Consider the following 15,903-nt stretch of genomic DNA (forward strand, 5'->3'; position numbering starts at 1 on the left):
ATGATCGGGCTCGTGATCGTCACGCACGGCCGTCTGGCGGAGGAGTTCATCTTCGCCATGGAGCATGTGGTGGGGCCGCAGACCGCGGTCGAAGCCATCTGCATCGGGCCCGAGGACGACATGGAGCGCCGGCGGCAGGACATCCTGGCGGCCTGCGGCCGGGTGGACTCGGGCGGCGGGGTCATCCTGCTCACCGACATGTTCGGCGGCACCCCGTCCAACCTGGCCATCTCGGTGATGGAACAGACCAAGGCCGAGGTGATCGCCGGGCTGAACCTGCCCATGCTGATCAAGCTGGCCAGCGTGCGGACCCGCCAGAGCCTGGAGGACGCGGTCGCCTGCGCCCAGGAAGCGGGCCGCAAGTACATCTCCGTCGCGTCCTACGTGCTCGCCGGGGAAAAGTGACCGACACCGCCGCCCGCACGGTCGAGATCTGCAACAAGCGCGGACTCCACGCGCGCGCCTCGGCCAAGTTCGTGAAGACGGCCTCGGCCTTCGACGCCGAGGTCCGGGTCAGCAAGGACGGCCAGACCGTGGACGCTCGCTCGATCATGGGCCTGATGATGCTCGCGGCCGGTCCCGGCTCCGAGATCCACATCGAAGCCGAGGGCGACGAGGCGCCCCAGGCGCTGGCCGCCCTCTGCGCCCTCGTCGAGTGCCGCTTCGAGGAAGACGAGTAAGGCGACAGCCTCCTCTCCCCACTGTGCGGGGAGAGGAGGCAAACCCCTACGTCTTCAGCCGCCACCCCGTGCGGAAGATCCAGGTCACCGCGACCAGGCACGCCGCCAGGAAGCCGGCGGTCGCCGCCAGGCTCACCCCGACACCGACGTCGGACACGCCGTAGAACGCCCAGCGGAAGCCGCTCACCAGGTACACCACGGGATTGAACAGGGCGATCGTGCGCCAGATCCCCGGCAGCATGTCGATGGAATAGAAGCTGCCGCCCAGGAAGGTCAGCGGCGTCACCACCATCATCGGGATGATCGACAGCTTCTCCCAGCCGTCCGCCCAGATGCCGGTCAGGAACCCGAACAGGCTGAAGGTGACGCTGGTCAGCACCAGGAAGGCCAGCATGACCAGCGGGTGCTCGATCTCGTAGGGGACGAAGATCCTGGCCGTGGCCATGATGATCAGGCCCAGCACCACCGACTTGGTGGCCGCCGCGCCCACGTAGCCCAGCACGATCTCGGCCACCGAGATCGGCGCCGAGAGCACCTCGTAGATGGTGCCGGCGAACTTGGGCATGTAGATGCCGAACGAGCCGTTGGAGATGCTCTCCGTCAGGATCGACAGCATGATCAGGCCGGGGATGATGAAGGCCCCGTAGCTGACGCCGTCGATCTCGGGCATGCGCCGGCCGATCGCGGCGCCGAAGACGATGAAATAGAGCGAGGTGGTGATCACCGGGGCGGCCACGCTCTGCACGATGGTGCGGAACCAGCGGCTCATCTCGAACCGGTAGATGGCCTGGACGGCGTGCAGGTTCATGCGCGGGCTCCCCGGACCAGGCTGACGAAGATCTCTTCCAGCGAGCTCTGGCTGGTCTGCAGGTCCTTGAAGTCGATCCCGCGCTTGGAGAGTTCGCGCAGCAGCTCGGCGATGCCGGTGTGAGCGGCCTGGGTGTCGAAGGTGTAGATCAGCTCCTGCCCCTCGTTCGCCAGCGCCAGGGAATAGGCGCCGAGTCCGTCCGGCAGAGCGGCCAGCGGCTCCTGCAGGTGGAGCATCAGCTGCTTCTTGCCCAGCTTGCGCATCAGGGCGTGCTTCTCCTCGACCAGGATCAGCTCACCGTTGGAGATCACGCCGATCCGGTCGGCCATCTCCTCGGCTTCCTCGATGTAATGCGTGGTCAGGATGATGGTCACGCCGCGCTCGCGCAGGCCGCGGACCATCTCCCACATGTCCTGCCGAAGCTCCACGTCCACGCCGGCCGTGGGCTCATCCAGGAACAGGATCTCCGGCTCGTGGCTGAGCGCCTTGGCGATCATCACGCGGCGCTTCATGCCGCCCGACAGCGCCATGATCTTGGCGTCTTTTTTTTCCCAGAGGCTGAGGTCCTTCAGCACCTTCTCCAGGTAGACGGGGTCCGGCCGCTTGCCGAACAAGCCGCGGGAGAAGTTCACCGTGGCCCAGACCGTCTCGAAGGCGTCGGTGGAGATCTCCTGGGGCACCAGACCGATCTTGGACCGCGCCGCACGATAGTCCCGGACGACGTCGGCGCCGCCCGCCAGCACCCGCCCGCCGGTGGGATTGACGATGCCGCACGTGATCCCGATCAGCGTCGTCTTGCCCGCGCCGTTCGGGCCCAGCAGGGCGAAGATCTCGCCGCGGTTGATCGTCAGGTCGACGCCCTTCAGCGCCTGGAAGCCCCCGGCATAGGTCTTCGACAGACCCTCGATTTGGATAATCGGATCCACGCGTCCCCCTCTTCGCGCCCTCAGATAGGACCCCAAGGACGGTTCAGCTAGACCACGGCCCACGGCGCAAGCGCGCGTCGGGTGAAGACGCCTATGCCAGCTCCGCCGCCTTGGTCCCCATGGGCCGCATCTTCAGGTCCGCGAGCAGCGCCTCGTCGGCGGTCTTCTCGGGATTGTTGGTGGTGAGCAGTCGGCCGCCCACGAAGATGGAGTTGGCGCCCGCCAGGAAGCACAGGGCCTGCAGCTCCTTGGTCATGTGCTCCCGGCCGGCGGCGATGCGCACCACCGACTTTGGGCAGACCAGGCGGGCCACGGCGATCATCCGCACGAACTCCAGCGGGTCGACGGCCTTGGAGTCGCCAAGCGGCGTGCCGGGGATCGGCATCAGGTCGTTGATCGGCAGGCTTTCCGGATGGCTCGGCAGCACCGCCAGCTGATGCAGGAGGCCGGCGCGGTCGCGGCGGGTCTCACCCATGCCGACGATGCCGCCGCAGCAGGTGGACATGCCGGCGTCGCGCACGGCCGCGAGGGTGTCGAGCCGCTCCTGGTAGGTCCGGGTGGTGACTACCTGGTCGTAGTAGTCTGGGCCGGTGTCGAGGTTGTGGTTGTAGAAGTCGAGACCGGCCGCCTTCAGCGCCTTGGCCTGGCCGGGCGTCAGCATGCCCAGCGTGGCGCAGGTCTCGAGCCCCAGCGCCTTCACGCCCGAGATCATGGCGGCGACCTTCGGCAGATCGCGGTCCTTCAGGTCGCGCCAGGCCGCGCCCATGCAGAAGCGCTGGGCGCCGCCGGCCTTGGCCTCGCGGGCCGCGGCGATGACCGTCTCGGCCTCCATCAGCTTGGTGGCCTTCACACCGGTCTTGAAGTGCTGGCTCTGGGCGCAGTAGCCGCAGTTCTCGGCGCAGCCGCCGGTCTTCACGCTGAGCAGCTGGCTGATCTGCAGCTCGGTGGGGTCGAACCAGGCCCGGTGCACCTCGGCGGCGCGGAACACCAGTTCGGTGAAGGGCAGCTCGAACAGCGCCTCGACCTCCTGGAGAGTCCAGTCGTGGCGGGGTTGGGCCGGGTCGGCAGGACGGAAGGGGGCGTTCATCGGCGCGGCTCCTCTGGCTCGCTGGCGTTTAGAGCCGGTGACGCGGCGCCGGGCAAGCGGGCGCGGCCTGAGAAAATTTTAGCGATTGTTGAGCGCGCGCATGTTCCCGCCGCGGCGTTGTGCTAGGCGCCAAGGGAGCTTGGGCCACAGAAGGGCGCCTGGATGAGCGGGTCTCACGAGATCGAGCTGAAGTTCCTGTGCGCGCCGGACGATCTAGCCGCCGTGCTGGCGGCGGCTCCGGCAGGCGACGACGAGACCCGCGAACTCCACAGCACCTACTTCGACACCCCTGACCTCAAGCTCCAGAAGCAGGGCGTCTCGCTGCGCGTGCGCGAGAGCAAAGGGGGCCGCGTCCAGACCCTGAAGCGCGGCTCCGGCCTATCCCGGGAGGAGCACGAGGCCCCCGTGGCCGGCGAGCGGCCGGATCCGGAGGTGGGCCCGCTGAAGGAGATCCTGCCTGACGGCGAAGCGCTCGCCCTCGATCCGGCGTTCGACGTGCAGGTCACCCGGCGCCAGCGGCTGGTGCGCTACGACGGCGCGGAGATCGAGCTGGCGCTCGATCAGGGCGAGGTGCGTGGCGGAGATCGGGCCGCGCCGATCAGCGAGGTGGAGCTCGAACTCAAGTCCGGCGATCCGCGGGCGCTGTTCGCCCTCGCCCGCGACCTGGACAAGGCCGCCCCCCTTTACCTCTCCTTCGACAGCAAGTCGGCGCGCGGCCAGGCTCTGGTGGCCGACGCCCCGCTGCAGGCGCGCCGCCGCGAACGGGTGGAGCTGCGGCGCGGCGCCACGGCCGCCGAGGCCTTCCAGGCCACCGCCCGCAATGCGCTCGGCCAGATCGCCGCCAACGCCGAGGTGCTGCGCGAGGCCCCGCAACCCGACGCCGTCCACCAGTTGCGGGTCGCGGCGCGGCGCCTTCGCAGCGCGATCGCCACCTTCGGTCCCCTGCTCAGCGAGGCCGAAGCCGAGGCGGTCAAGACCGAGCTGCGCTGGCTGGCGCACGCCTGCGACGAAGCACGCAACCTCGATGTGCTCGCCGAGCGGATCGCCGACGCGGCGCGCCGGATGAAGGCGCCGCCGGCCGGCCTCGACGAACTGGTGGCCGGCGTGGACGCGGCGCGCGCCCGGGCGTCGGCGCAAGCCGCCCAGGCGGTCCGCTCCGAGCGGTTCCGAACGCTGATGATCGACGCCACCGCCTGGATCGAAACCGGCCGCTGGCTGACGGACGACGAGGGCCGCGACGTGCGTGAGCAGAAGGCCGCAGCCTTTGCGGCCGCCGCCCTGGACCGCCGCCGCCGGAAGCTGCGCAAACTGGCCCGGGATCTCGCCGGCCGGTCCGACGAGGCGCGCCACGACGCCCGCATCGAGGCCAAGAAGCTGCGCTACGCAGCCGAGACCTTCGCGAGCCTCTTCAATGACAAATCTGTTTCCAAATTCATCGGCCGCTTGAAGGACCTGCAGGAGGAACTGGGGGCGCTGAACGACGCGGCCACCGCCGCGCCGCTGCTCGCTGAGCTGGTGCTATCGCCGGAGGCCGCGGCGGCGGCCGACGCCCTGGTCGGCCTGCAGTCGAAGGAGAAACCCGGTCGCATCGACCGGGCCGTACGCGCCTTCGCGAAGCTGGAGGAGGCGCCCCGCTTCTGGCGCTAGCTGCGGCGCGTGACGGTCTCCACGGCGTAGTCCACCCACTGGCCGTTGCGGTACGCGGCCCAGACGGCCTCAAACTTCTGCGGCGAGATGCGGGTGATGGTTTCGCGCACGCGAACCGTGCCGCCGGCCGAACGGGTCTCGCCCTCGAGGACCAGACGCTCGCCGGCCCAGCCCTTGGACCGGACCGTTCCGAAGGCCCCGTCGCTGAAGATCACCCGGATGAGTTCGCCCGTCAGCGGGTCGCGACCCCACATGTCGCGGGCGCTGTACGAACCGTCCACCGCCGCGCCCGCCCCGGCGAGCCAGGCTCCGCCCAGCGTCGGCTCCACGACGTAGGTCATGGCCAGGGTCTCTCCGCTGGCCGGATCTTTCGAAGCGACGTCCCACTTGCCCGCAAAGTAGCTCACGCCCTCCTGCGCTGCGGCTTGCGCCGCCCCCGCCGCCAGCAGCATCAGACCCAGGATCACCGCACGCATAGGCCACCTCCGTCCGGCGTGATCCTGACCCACCCGCGGCCGCCCTTCACCTTAAACCTGCGTAACCCCCGCGCCCGCGACATATAAAGCTTTCTTTATGTCCCGGTTGCGACCCAGGCCCGCGGCGGGTATACGACGCCGAAACCAGACAGGACTCTAAGCCCCATGACCGACTACGTCGTGAAGGACCTCTCGCTGGCCGAATGGGGCCGCAAGGAACTCGACATCGCCGAGACCGAGATGCCGGGCCTGATGGCCGTGCGCGCCGAGTTCGGCAAGGACCAGCCGCTGAAGGGCGCCCGCATCGCCGGCTCCCTGCACATGACGATCCAAACGGGCGTGCTGATCGAGACCCTGCAGGCCCTGGGCGCCGAAGTGCGCTGGGCCTCGTGCAACATCTTCTCCACCCAGGACCATGCCGCCGCCGCCATCGCGGTGAAGGGCACGCCGGTGTTCGCCATCAAGGGCGAGACCCTGATCGAGTACTGGGAATACGCCCACAAGATCTTCGAGTGGCACGACGGCGGCTACCCGAACCTGATCCTCGACGACGGCGGCGACGCGACCCTGCTCTGCGTCCTTGGCCCCAAGGCCGAGAAGGACCCCTCGGTCCTCTCCAACCCGCAGAACGAGGAAGAGGAAGCGCTCTTCACCGTGATGAAGCGCTACCTGAAGGAGAAGCCGGGCTTCTATTCGGGCATCCGGGACGCCATCAAGGGCGTGTCGGAAGAGACCACCACGGGCGTCCACCGCCTCTACCAGATGGCCGAACGCGGCGAGCTGCCATTCCCGGCGATCAACGTGAACGACAGCGTCACCAAGTCGAAGTTCGACAACCTCTACGGCTGCCGCGAGAGCCTGGTCGACGCCATCCGCCGCGGCACCGACGTGATGCTGGCCGGCAAGGTGGCCGTGGTCCTGGGTTACGGCGACGTGGGCAAGGGCTCGGCCGCCTCGCTGCGCAATGGCGGCGCCCGGGTGATGGTCACTGAGGTCGACCCGATCTGCGCCCTGCAGGCGGCCATGGAAGGCTATGAGGTGGTCACCGTGGAGGACGTCGCCGACAAGGCGGACATCTTCGTCACCGCCACCGGCAACAAGGACGTGCTCACCGTCGACCACATGCGGCGGATGAAGAACAACGCCATCGTCTGCAACATCGGCCACTTCGATTCCGAGATCCAGATCGCGGGCCTTCGCAACTTCAAGTGGGACAAGATCAAGGACCAGGTCCACCACGTGGAGTTCCCGGACGGCAAGAAGATCATCGTGCTGTCGGAAGGCCGCCTGGTGAACCTCGGCAACGCCACGGGCCACCCGAGCTTCGTGATGTCGGCGTCTTTCACCAACCAGACGCTGGCGCAGATCGAACTCTGGCAGAACGGGGCCAAGTACGAGACCAAGGTCTACACCCTGCCCAAGCACCTCGACGAGAAGGTGGCCATGCTCCACCTCGAGAAGCTGGGCGCCAAGCTGACCACCCTCAGCAAGGAGCAGGCGGACTACATCGGGGTGACGCCGCAAGGTCCGTTCAAGCCGGAGCACTACCGCTACTAGTCGCCGCTGAGCGATCGTACTGAAAGGGCCCCGCGGCGATCCGCGGGGCCCTTTCTCGTTGCGCGGGAGAATGGTGGTTTGCGCCCCTCCCCTCCGCTACACCTCCGCCATGCCCCTGGCGCTCGTCATGTCGTCCTTCGTGGCCGCCTCGCGGATCGGCGGCGCAGCCCAGCAGTACGTGCTGGCGCAGCACCGGATCGACCCGGTTCTCGCCCCTACGGTCCTCTTCGGCCGCACGCCGGCGCGCGGCAGCCAGGGGGAGCCCACCCCGCCCGATGTCTTTCGGCGGATGCTGGCGGACATCGAGGCCGACGCCCTGTTCGGCCTGGTGGATCTGGTCATCACCGGCCACTTCTCCTCGGCCGAGCAGGTGGAGATCGCCGCCGGGGTGCTTGAGCGCGTGCGGGCCGCCGCCGAGCGCCAGCCCGTGGTGGTGGTCGATCCGATCATGGGCGACGAGCCCAAGGGCCTCTACGTCCACCCCCAGGTGGCCGAGGCGGTGGCCAGCCGCCTGACGCCCCTCGCCGACTGGATCACGCCGAACCTCTGGGAGCTGGCCCACCTGGCGGGCCGGCCCGTTGCGGACGCCGGCGACGCGGCCGCTGCGGTGCGCGCGCTCGGCCGCCGCGCCCTGGTCACGTCGGTCCCGGCGGGTCCCGACCGCATCGGCCTTCTGCTGGTCGATGGCGACATGGCCGTCCTGTTCACCCACCCGCGGCTGGAGCGGGCGCCGAACGGGACCGGAGACCTCGTGGCGGCCAGCTTCGGCGCAGGGCTGGTGGAGGGGCTGTCGCCGGAAGCGGCAGCCCGGCGCGCGGCGCAGGCGGCCGCCGAGATCGTGCAGGCGGCTCAGGCGTGGCGAGCGCAGGAGCTGCCCATCGTCGCGCTCGCCGACCGCCTGGTCAGTCCTCAGGCGCCGGTTGAGGTGGAGCGGCTTTAGCCGAGCTGGCGTCGGCGCCGCGCGGGCGTATAGAACCGGGCCATGGCGAGGCTCGTCGTCCGGCTGCAGATCGAAGGTCGCGTGCAAGGTGTCGGCTACCGCTGGTGGGCGGTCGGCGAAGCGCGCCGGCTGGGGCTCGCCGGCTGGGTGCGCAATCGGCGGGAGGGTTGGGTGGAACTGCTCGCCGCCGGAGAGGCGGACGCGGTGGACGCCCTGGTTCAGGCCTGCCATCACGGGCCGCGTGGCGCACAGGTGACCGCCGTGACTCCAGTTGCAGCGACGGACGACGTCGGCGACGGGTTCGAGGAAAGGGCGACGCTCTGATGGTGGACATCTCCGGCTTCGCGCCGCCTCGCTTCGCCCAGGTCAAGGACGCCTTCGCCGCAAACTTCGCGGCGGGAGAAGAGCTCGGAGCACGCTTCACCCTGGTCGAAGCGGGCGAGGTGGTGCTCGACCTCTGGGCTGGCCACGCGGACCGCAAGCGCACCCGCCCGTTCGACGAGCGCACCCTGGCGTGCATCTTCTCCACTACCAAGGCGCTGGCCGCCCTGCTGGTGGCCCGGCAGGTGGACGCCGGCAAGCTGGCCTACGACCAGCCGGTGGCCAGCGTCTGGCCGGAGTTCGCTGAAGCCGGCAAGGCTGCGATCACCCTCGAGCAGGCCCTGTCGCACCAGGGGGGGCTGCCGGGCTTTCCCGATCCCATGGAGCCCAGCCTCTGGGCGGAGTGGGATGCGATCTCGCGGAAGCTCGCGGCCATGGGGCCCATGTGGCCGCCCGGGACCGCGAGCGGCTACCACCCGATCACCTTTGGCTTCCTGGCCGGCGAGGTGTTCCGGCGGACCGACGGCCGAATGATGGGCGACGCGCTCCGGGAGGATTTCCACGACCCCTTCGGGCTCGACCTGTGGATCGGCCTGCCCGAGAGCGAGTTCGATCGCCTGGCGGAGCTGCAGCGGCCGAGCGCCCTGCCCGACTTCGGCGAGGTGAACGACGCCACCCGCGCCGCCTTCCTGACCCCCTGGGCCTCCGTGGGCGGCATCCCGGCTGCGCAATGGCGCAAGACCCAGGTGCCGTCGGCCAACGGCTACGCCACTGCGGAGGCGCTGGCCCGCCTGATGGGGGCGTTGGCCGACGATGGCTGGCTGGAGGGCGAGCAGATCCTCTCCCCCGCCCTGATCGAGGAGATGGCCCGCGAGCGCATCCGCGGCCAGGACCTGGTGCTGCCCTTCGAGATGAGCTGGGGGGCCGGCGTCATGCGCAACGCGCCGAACCATCCCTGGGGGCCGGGGCCGCGCACGTTCGGCCACTCCGGCTGGGGCGGCTCCTGCGCCTTCGCCGATCCGGACCGCCGCCTCGCCGGCGCCTATGTCATGAACAAGCAGGGCACGGCCCTGATGGGCGACCTGCGCCCCCGCCGCCTGATCGAAGCGGCCTACGCAGGGCTGTAGCCAAATCTCCTCTCCCGGGCCGCAGGCGTGGCTCTGCGGGAGAGGAGCGATGGCGCTACTCCGCCGGCGCTTCCACCAGCTTCTCGGCCGCCAGAACTGCGCGTGAGCGCCGCCAGGCGCCAAGGGCGAACACCGCCGCCCCGCTCCAGATGAAGGCGAAGCTGGCGGCCCGCAGGGGCGTAAACGGCTCGCCCTGCAGCACGCCCATGAAGAAGGTCATGGTGGGCGCGATGAACTGCAGGAAGCCCATGGCCGACAGCGGCACCCGGCGGGCCGCCCAGGAGAACAGCATCAGCGGCAGGGCCGTGGCCGGGCCGCAGGCCAGCAGCCATAGGAAGGTCGTGGGAGAGCCTGTCCCGACGCTGTCGCCGCGGCTCATCAGCCACAGCACGAACACGCTGCTGGGGATCGCCAGCAGCAGGCACTCCACCAGCAGCCCGGTCTGGGCGTCGGCCGCCACCCGCTTCCGGACGATGCCGTAGCCGCAGAAGCTGATGGCCAGGGTGAGGGAGACGAAGGGCAGGTGGCCGAGCGCGAGCGCCTGAAGGACCACGCCCACCACCGCCAGGGCGATGGCCGCCTGGCCGATCCGGTCGATGCGCTCGCGGAAGATCAGCGCGCCGGCCGCGATGTTGAGCAGGGGGTTGATGTAGTAGCCGAGGCTGGTCTCCAGCACGCGGCCCGAGTTCACCGCCCAGATGAACACCAGCCAGTTAATGGCGATGAGAACGGCCGACAGGCTCAGCCAGGCCATGGTCCGGCCGGTGCGCAACACCGCAAGGGACTGCCGGCCCTGCCTGGCGAGCCAGACGAAGACCAGGGCAGTCGGCACGGCCCAGATGGTGCGGTGGGCGAGGATCTCCCATGGGGAGACCCCCATCCGGCCGATCACCTGGAAGGCCAGGGGCACCAGCCCCCAGATCACGTAGGCCGAGATCCCCGCCCCGAGCGCCAGGCGGGAGGAGTCTCCGCCGGGCGCCGAGGCGGGAGACATCCTTAGGCCAGCGCCTTCTGGCGGATCAGGCCGCGCGCGTGCAGCAGCTCGGCGATCTGCACGGCGTTCAGCGCCGCGCCCTTACGCAGGTTGTCGGCCACCACCCAGAGCGAGAGGCCGTTCTCCACCGTCGGGTCCTTGCGGATGCGGCTGACGAAGACCGGGAATTCGCCCTGGGCTTCCTTGGGGGTCATGTAGCCCTTGTCGTCGCGCTTATCGATGACGATCAGGCCGGGGCTCTCGCGCAGGATTTCGCGGGCCTCGTCCTCGTCCAGCGGCTCGTGGAACTCGATGTTCACCGCCTCGGAGTGGCCGACCATCACCGGCACGCGCACGCAGGTGACCGTGAGCTTGATCTCAGGGTCGATCATCTTGTGCGTCTCGTTCCACATCTTGGCTTCCTCGTCGGTGTAGCCGTCGTCGAGGAACGAGCCGATGAACGGGATCACGTTGAACGCGATCTGCTTCGGGAACTTCTTGGGCGGCGTGGCGCCGAGTACGAAGACGTTCTTCGTCTGGTCGAACAGCTCGTCCATGCCTTCCTTGCCGGCGCCGGAGACCGACTGGTAGGTGGCCACCACCACGCGCTTGATCTTGGCGCGGTCGTGCAGGGGCTTAAGCGCCACCACCAGCTGCGCCGTCGAACAGTTCGGGTTCGCGATGATGTTCTTGCGGTTCGCCCACTCGACGTCGTCGGGATTCACCTCCGGCACGACGAGCGGGACATCAGGGTCCATGCGCCAGGCGGACGAGTTGTCGATGACGATGGGGCCGGCCGCGCCGATCTTCGGCGCCCACTCCTTGGAGAACGAACCGCTCACCGACATGAGCACGAGGTCGACCTTCGAGAAGTCGAATTGCTCGACGTCCTCGCAGGGAATGGTCTCGTTCCCGAAGGAGACGAGCTGGCCGATGGATTTGCGCGACGCGATCGCGTGAATTTTCTCCACGGGGAAGTTCACTTCCTCGAGGATGTTCAGCATCTCGCGGCCCACATTGCCCGTGGCGCCGACAACGGCCACCCGGTAACCCATCGCATTTCTCCTAAGACTGGGGAGCGTTCCCGTACGCTTCGGAACGTCCACTGGCAAGGCGAGCAGATCTCACAGCCGCATCAGAACGGCTGCCCGCCCGGTGCTGCGACAAATGGCGGGCGCTCCCGGCGGGCGCAAGCGGCGCTTCGGCGGATTGGGCGTGCAGGCGCGGTGCAGCCCTCGCTGTCCTTTCCCGGAGACCCACAGGGGCCCAGCCCCTCCCTCCGAGAACCCGCTTCGCACGAGCCCGAGCTGCCCCTACCCTGCGCCGCTGAACGGGGAGAGGAGCACCCAATGTCCGAGGGCGTGATCACCGAGACGGGCATGCCGTTCTCGAACCTGATGGGTGTCGAGATCCTCGAGCGCTCGAAGGCGCGCGTCCGCGGCCGGCTGGCGGTTCGCCCGGAGCTCTGCACCGCCGGCGGCATCCTGCACGGCGGGGCGTACATGGCCTTCGCAGACGCGCTGGGCGCCATCGGCGGGGCCATGAACCTGCAGCCGGGGACGCGCACCACCACGCTGGAGTCCAAGACCAACTTCCTCGGATCGGCCAAGGTGGGCTCGGAGGTGTTCGGCGAGGCGACCCCGCTACATGTGGGCCGCCGCTCGAGTGTCTGGCAGACCCGCATCACCGCGCCCGAGGGCAAGCTGCTCGCCCTGGTGCTGCAGACCCAGATGACGATCCAGGATTAGGCCGCGGCGAACCGCGCGCTGACCTGCTTCAGCCCGTCGACCACGGCCGAGGCGCCCGGCTGGTCGCCCATGCCCATCAGCACGCGCCAGGCCTGGACATGGACGGCGATGGCGCTGCGGTCGTAGCGCCGCGCGGTGCGCAAGTGGTCGAGCAGGTCGCACAGGCTGGTCAGCGCTGCGTCCACCGCCGGCACGCCGCTCACCTCGCCGCCGCCGATCCCCCGCACGGCGATGCCGTAGAGGTCGGCCAGGCCCGCGTCATCGTAGGCCTCGCCCATGTCCTGCAGCCGCGCCTCGGTGAGGTCGAGGAGTGTCTCCAGTTCGGCGATGCAGGTCGGCCGGATGGTCTCCAGGTTGACCTTGGCCCGCGCCACCGCCTCCGCCACCGGCAGGCCGCCAGGCAGCTTCAGCAGCTTGCCGAGGCGCGGCTTGGGGAAGACGAAACGGACGGCGCTCATGATGCGAGCCTTGGCTGGAGTTCGGCATCTTGCGCGGGAGCGTTCGCGGACCCGGTGTCGGCATTCAGATCTTCGCGTCGCCGCCCGCCGCCCTTGGGCGGGCCGACGTCTCTGAAGCGCCGATCAGGCCCGACATAATCAGCCGAGAACAGGAAGGGACGGCCCTCGCGCGCGACCCAGATGATCCGCTCCAGCATCGCGATGGGCGAGAACGGCTTCTTGACGATGATGTGGCCGCCGCAATCGCGCGCACGGGCCACGTCGGTCACAGGCGTGTGGGCGGTGGTGATGATCACCGGGGTGTAGCAGTTGGGCTCCTGGCAGTTCGTGCGCATCCAGCGGACGAAGTCGTAGCCCATCCCCGAGGGCGCCATGCCGTCGACAATGGCGAGGTCGAGCTCGTGCCGCTCGGCGACCTTCTTGGCGGCTTCGACGTCCGAGCAGCGATGGAGGTTCTTCGCGCCCAGGCCGGTCACGATCTGCACCAGGATCGCCATGCCCATGCTGGTGTCGTCGAGGAGCAGCACCGTGGCATCCTCGAGGTTGTAGCGAGACCGGGAGGCGGGATCGAGCGCCATGGCGGGGCAGTCCGACGGGCCAACGGCCCTGCTTGTCGATGCATGGCGGTGACGCGGTTAACGGAGCCTTTCCTCGGCCGAAGATCAAGCGGCCGCGCCTGCAGATAATTGACTCCGTCAAATATCTGGCCTCTCCTTCTGCCCGGGAGGGGCCCCATGGTCGAGAACGCCGCCACCGTCGCCGCAGTCCGGCGCTTCAACCGCTTCTACACGCGGGCTATCGGGGTCCTGGACAAGGGTCATCTGGGCGGTCCCTACACCCTCGCCGAGAGCCGCGTGCTCTATGAGATCGCAAGCCGCGATGGCGTCACCCCAGGGTTCATCGCCGCCGAGACCGGCCTCGATCCCGGCTATCTCAGCCGCATCGTCCGACGGTTTGAGCGGGACGGTTTGGTCGCCCGCGAGCGGTCTCTGAACGACGGCCGCAGCGTGGTCCTGCGGATCACCGAGCCGGGGCGCGACGTCTATGCCGAGTTGCACCGCCGCACCCTCGCCCAGGTGCAGGGCCTGATCGCCGGCCTGGGCGGCGCCGAGCGCGAGCGGCTGGAGACGGCGCTCGCCGATGTTGAGCATCTCCTGGGAGGCTCACAGGCGGATCGCGGCTATATTCTCCGGCCCCACCGCGTGGGAGACATCGGCTGGGTCACCCAGGCGCACGGGGTGATCTACGGCCGCGAGTACGGTTGGGATCACCGTTTCGAAGCCCTCGTCGCCCGGCTTGCTGCAGACCTAGTGGAGAACTTCGATCCCGAACGGGAAGGCAGCTGGATCGCGGAGCGGGCGGGATCCAGCGTCGGATGCATCTTCCTGCAGCGGCAGGACGACAAGACGGCGAAGCTTCGCCTGCTGCTGGTTGATCCCGCGGCCCGAGGCTTGGGCCTCGGGCGGGCGCTGGTGGACGCCTGCGTCGCCCGGGCGCGCGCGATCGGCTACCAGGAAATGACGCTGTGGACGCAGAGCATCCTCACGGCTGCGCGGGCGATCTACCAGGCCGTCGGGTTCGAACTTGAGGAGAGCTGGCCCAATGAGGACTTCGGCGGCTACGGGCTCACCAGCGAGCGCTGGCGACTGAAGCTCTAGCCTGCTCGCGCCATCTGGAGGATCGCCGCCCACTCGTCCGCCTTGACGGGCGAGACGGAGAGCCGCGACTGCCGGAGCATGGCCATGTCGGCGAGGGCCGGGTTGGCCTTCATCGCCGCCAGGGTGACGGGCCGCTCCAGGGCCCGCACCGGCTCCAGCTCGACCGCCACGAAGCGAGCGGACGGGTCGCTGGGATCCGGAAAGGCTTCCCTGGACACCCGCGCCACGCCCACGACCGCCAGGCCTTCCTGCGAGTGGTAGAACAGCACCTCGTCGCCGAGCTTCATGGCCCTCAGGTGCAGGGCGGCGGCGTTGTTCCGCACCCCGTCCCAGACGGTTCGGCCGTCCTTCTGCAGGTCCTCGAAGCTGTAGGTGTTGGGCTCAGACTTCACGAGCCAGCCGGCCATCCGCGTCCCTCCCGCCGTTGCGGACGCCGAGCCTAGAGCGCGGCCAGGACCGCGTCACCCATCTGAGCTGTCGAGAGCTTGCCGCCCAGATCGGGCGTGCGCGCGCCCTGTTCCAGCGCCCGGTTCACCGCCGCCAACAGCCGGTCGGCCAGCTCTGGCCGTCCCAGCGACCAGCGCAGCGCCATCTCGAAGGACAGGATGGCGGCGAGGGGATTGGCGATGCCCTGGCCGGCGATGTCAGGCGCCGAACCGTGGATGGGTTCGTACAGGCCCGGCGTCCCGGGGGCGCCCAGGGCGGCCGAGGGCAACATGCCCAGCGAACCCGTCAGCTGCGCGGCGGCGTCGGAGAGGATGTCGCCGAACAGGTTGTCGGTCAGCATCACGTCGAACTGCTTGGGGTTCTTGACAATCTGCATGGCCGCGTTGTCGGCCAGGATGTGCTCGAGGATGACGTCCGGGTACTCGCGCCGGTGCAGCTCGGTGACCACCTCCCGCCAAAGCAGGCCAGAGTCCATGACGTTGGACTTCTCGGCGCTGGTCACCTTGTTGCGCCGGCCTCGCGCCAGTTCGAAGGCCACGCGCGACACCCGCTCGATTTCGGCCGTGGTGTAGACCTGGGTATCGACGGCCCGTTTGCCCCCGGCCGGCAGGTCTTCGATGTAGCGCGGCTCGCCGAAGTAGATCCCGCCGGTGAGCTCCCGGACGATCATGAAGTCGAGGCCTTCCACAAGCTCACGCTTCAGCGAAGACGCGTCGGCCAGCGGCTGGAAGCAGAGCGCCGGGCGCAGGTTGGCGAACACGCCCATGCCGGCCCGCAGGCCCAGCAGGCCGGCCTCGGGGCGCTTGTCCCGCGGCGCGCTCGCCCACTTCGGCCCTCCGACCGCGCCCATCAGCACCGCCTTGGACGCCTTCGCCGCTTCAAGGGTTTCGGCCGTCAGGGGCTCGCCGTGCAGGTCGTAGCTGCGGCCGCCGAAGGGCCGCTCGTCGAGCGCGAGGTCGGGGCAAAGGGCGGCCGCCACCTTGCGCACCTCGGCGATCACTTCCGGGCCGATCCCGTCGCCGGGCAGGAGGAGCAGGTCGGTCACGGCAG

General features: G+C 69.2%; 19 protein-coding genes. 9 read left to right on the forward strand and 10 right to left on the reverse strand.

Going from position 1 to position 15,903, the window contains the following annotated elements:
- A complete protein-coding gene (locus VIL67_RS03285) occupies window positions 1-405 on the forward strand; it encodes a PTS sugar transporter subunit IIA (protein ID WP_332047411.1) in 405 nt (134 codons plus the stop codon).
- Window positions 402-680, forward strand: a complete 279-nt coding sequence (locus VIL67_RS03290) for an HPr family phosphocarrier protein (RefSeq protein ID WP_332047412.1) — start codon at window positions 402-404, stop codon at window positions 678-680. The genes VIL67_RS03285 and VIL67_RS03290 overlap by 4 nt, the downstream gene beginning before the upstream one ends.
- A gap of 46 nt (window positions 681-726) precedes the next feature.
- On the opposite strand, the gene VIL67_RS03295 is transcribed toward VIL67_RS03290, so the two are convergent.
- The 3 genes from VIL67_RS03295 to bioB all read right to left on the reverse strand — a co-directional run bounded on the left by VIL67_RS03295 (window position 727) and on the right by bioB (window position 3,501).
- The gene (locus VIL67_RS03295; protein WP_332047413.1) at window positions 727-1,488 is read right to left on the reverse strand and encodes an ABC transporter permease; all 762 of its coding nucleotides are present in this window, start codon (window positions 1,486-1,488) and stop codon (window positions 727-729) included.
- Window positions 1,485-2,438, reverse strand: coding sequence for an ABC transporter ATP-binding protein (locus VIL67_RS03300; RefSeq protein WP_414696187.1), 954 nt, complete (start codon window positions 2,436-2,438; stop codon window positions 1,485-1,487). The genes VIL67_RS03295 and VIL67_RS03300 overlap by 4 nt, the downstream gene beginning before the upstream one ends.
- A 67-nt stretch (window positions 2,439-2,505) precedes the next feature.
- Window positions 2,506-3,501: a biotin synthase BioB gene (gene bioB / locus VIL67_RS03305; protein ID WP_332047415.1), complete on the reverse strand. Its 996-nt coding sequence runs from the start codon at window positions 3,499-3,501 to the stop codon at window positions 2,506-2,508.
- Window positions 3,502-3,663: 162 nt separating this feature from the next.
- Here bioB and VIL67_RS03310 point away from each other — a divergent pair, with 162 nt between their 5' ends.
- Entirely contained in the window at window positions 3,664-5,148 is a 1,485-nt protein-coding gene (locus VIL67_RS03310) for a CYTH and CHAD domain-containing protein (protein ID WP_332047416.1), read from the forward strand.
- Here VIL67_RS03310 and VIL67_RS03315 read toward each other — a convergent pair.
- The gene (locus VIL67_RS03315; RefSeq protein WP_332047417.1) at window positions 5,145-5,624 is read right to left on the reverse strand and encodes a hypothetical protein; all 480 of its coding nucleotides are present in this window, start codon (window positions 5,622-5,624) and stop codon (window positions 5,145-5,147) included. The two genes, VIL67_RS03310 and VIL67_RS03315, sit on opposite strands and share 4 nt — an antisense overlap.
- Window positions 5,625-5,789: 165 nt before the next feature.
- On the opposite strand from VIL67_RS03315, the gene ahcY reads away from it, so the two are divergent.
- From ahcY to VIL67_RS03335, 4 genes are all read left to right on the forward strand, one after another.
- The gene (gene ahcY / locus VIL67_RS03320) at window positions 5,790-7,181 is read left to right on the forward strand and encodes an adenosylhomocysteinase (RefSeq protein ID WP_332047418.1); all 1,392 of its coding nucleotides are present in this window, start codon (window positions 5,790-5,792) and stop codon (window positions 7,179-7,181) included.
- A 127-nt stretch (window positions 7,182-7,308) separates the two neighbouring features.
- Window positions 7,309-8,121, forward strand: a complete 813-nt coding sequence (locus VIL67_RS03325) for a PfkB family carbohydrate kinase (protein WP_332047419.1) — start codon at window positions 7,309-7,311, stop codon at window positions 8,119-8,121.
- A gap of 42 nt (window positions 8,122-8,163) precedes the next feature.
- Window positions 8,164-8,445, forward strand: a complete 282-nt coding sequence (locus VIL67_RS03330) for an acylphosphatase (RefSeq protein ID WP_332047420.1) — start codon at window positions 8,164-8,166, stop codon at window positions 8,443-8,445.
- A complete protein-coding gene (locus tag VIL67_RS03335) occupies window positions 8,445-9,569 on the forward strand; it encodes a serine hydrolase domain-containing protein (protein WP_332047421.1) in 1,125 nt (374 codons plus the stop codon). Before VIL67_RS03330 ends, VIL67_RS03335 begins: the two co-directional genes overlap by 1 nt.
- 55 nt (window positions 9,570-9,624) lie before the next feature.
- Here the strand turns inward: VIL67_RS03335 and rarD are convergent, their stop codons facing one another.
- Window positions 9,625-10,563, reverse strand: coding sequence for an EamA family transporter RarD (gene rarD, locus VIL67_RS03340; RefSeq protein WP_332047422.1), 939 nt, complete (start codon window positions 10,561-10,563; stop codon window positions 9,625-9,627).
- Window positions 10,564-10,565: 2 nt separating this feature from the next.
- On the reverse strand, window positions 10,566-11,597 hold the full coding sequence (locus VIL67_RS03345; RefSeq protein WP_332047423.1) for an aspartate-semialdehyde dehydrogenase: 1,032 nt from the start codon (window positions 11,595-11,597) through the stop codon (window positions 10,566-10,568).
- A 294-nt stretch (window positions 11,598-11,891) separates the two neighbouring features.
- Here VIL67_RS03345 and VIL67_RS03350 point away from each other — a divergent pair, with 294 nt between their 5' ends.
- The gene (locus VIL67_RS03350; protein WP_332047424.1) at window positions 11,892-12,290 is read left to right on the forward strand and encodes a PaaI family thioesterase; all 399 of its coding nucleotides are present in this window, start codon (window positions 11,892-11,894) and stop codon (window positions 12,288-12,290) included.
- Here VIL67_RS03350 and VIL67_RS03355 read toward each other — a convergent pair.
- Window positions 12,287-12,748, reverse strand: a complete 462-nt coding sequence (locus VIL67_RS03355; RefSeq protein WP_332047425.1) for a hypothetical protein — start codon at window positions 12,746-12,748, stop codon at window positions 12,287-12,289. The two genes, VIL67_RS03350 and VIL67_RS03355, sit on opposite strands and share 4 nt — an antisense overlap.
- On the reverse strand, window positions 12,745-13,326 hold the full coding sequence (locus VIL67_RS03360; RefSeq protein ID WP_332047426.1) for a response regulator: 582 nt from the start codon (window positions 13,324-13,326) through the stop codon (window positions 12,745-12,747). The genes VIL67_RS03355 and VIL67_RS03360 overlap by 4 nt, the downstream gene beginning before the upstream one ends.
- 156 nt (window positions 13,327-13,482) lie before the next feature.
- Between VIL67_RS03360 and VIL67_RS03365 the strand changes: the two genes are divergently transcribed.
- Window positions 13,483-14,406 carry a bifunctional helix-turn-helix transcriptional regulator/GNAT family N-acetyltransferase gene (locus VIL67_RS03365; protein ID WP_332047427.1) on the forward strand — a complete coding sequence of 308 codons (924 nt, stop codon included), beginning with the start codon at window positions 13,483-13,485 and terminating at the stop codon, window positions 14,404-14,406.
- Here the strand turns inward: VIL67_RS03365 and VIL67_RS03370 are convergent.
- Window positions 14,403-14,813 (reverse strand): EVE domain-containing protein, encoded by a 411-nt coding sequence (locus tag VIL67_RS03370; RefSeq protein ID WP_332047428.1) that lies wholly within the window; start codon window positions 14,811-14,813, stop codon window positions 14,403-14,405. The genes VIL67_RS03365 and VIL67_RS03370 overlap by 4 nt on opposite strands.
- Before the next feature lie 32 nt (window positions 14,814-14,845).
- Window positions 14,846-15,898, reverse strand: a complete 1,053-nt coding sequence (gene leuB / locus VIL67_RS03375) for a 3-isopropylmalate dehydrogenase (protein WP_332047429.1) — start codon at window positions 15,896-15,898, stop codon at window positions 14,846-14,848.
- Window positions 15,899-15,903: the final 5 nt, after the last annotated feature.

This window comes from Phenylobacterium sp. (assembly GCF_036563385.1).
GTDB lineage: Bacteria > Pseudomonadota > Alphaproteobacteria > Caulobacterales > Caulobacteraceae > Phenylobacterium.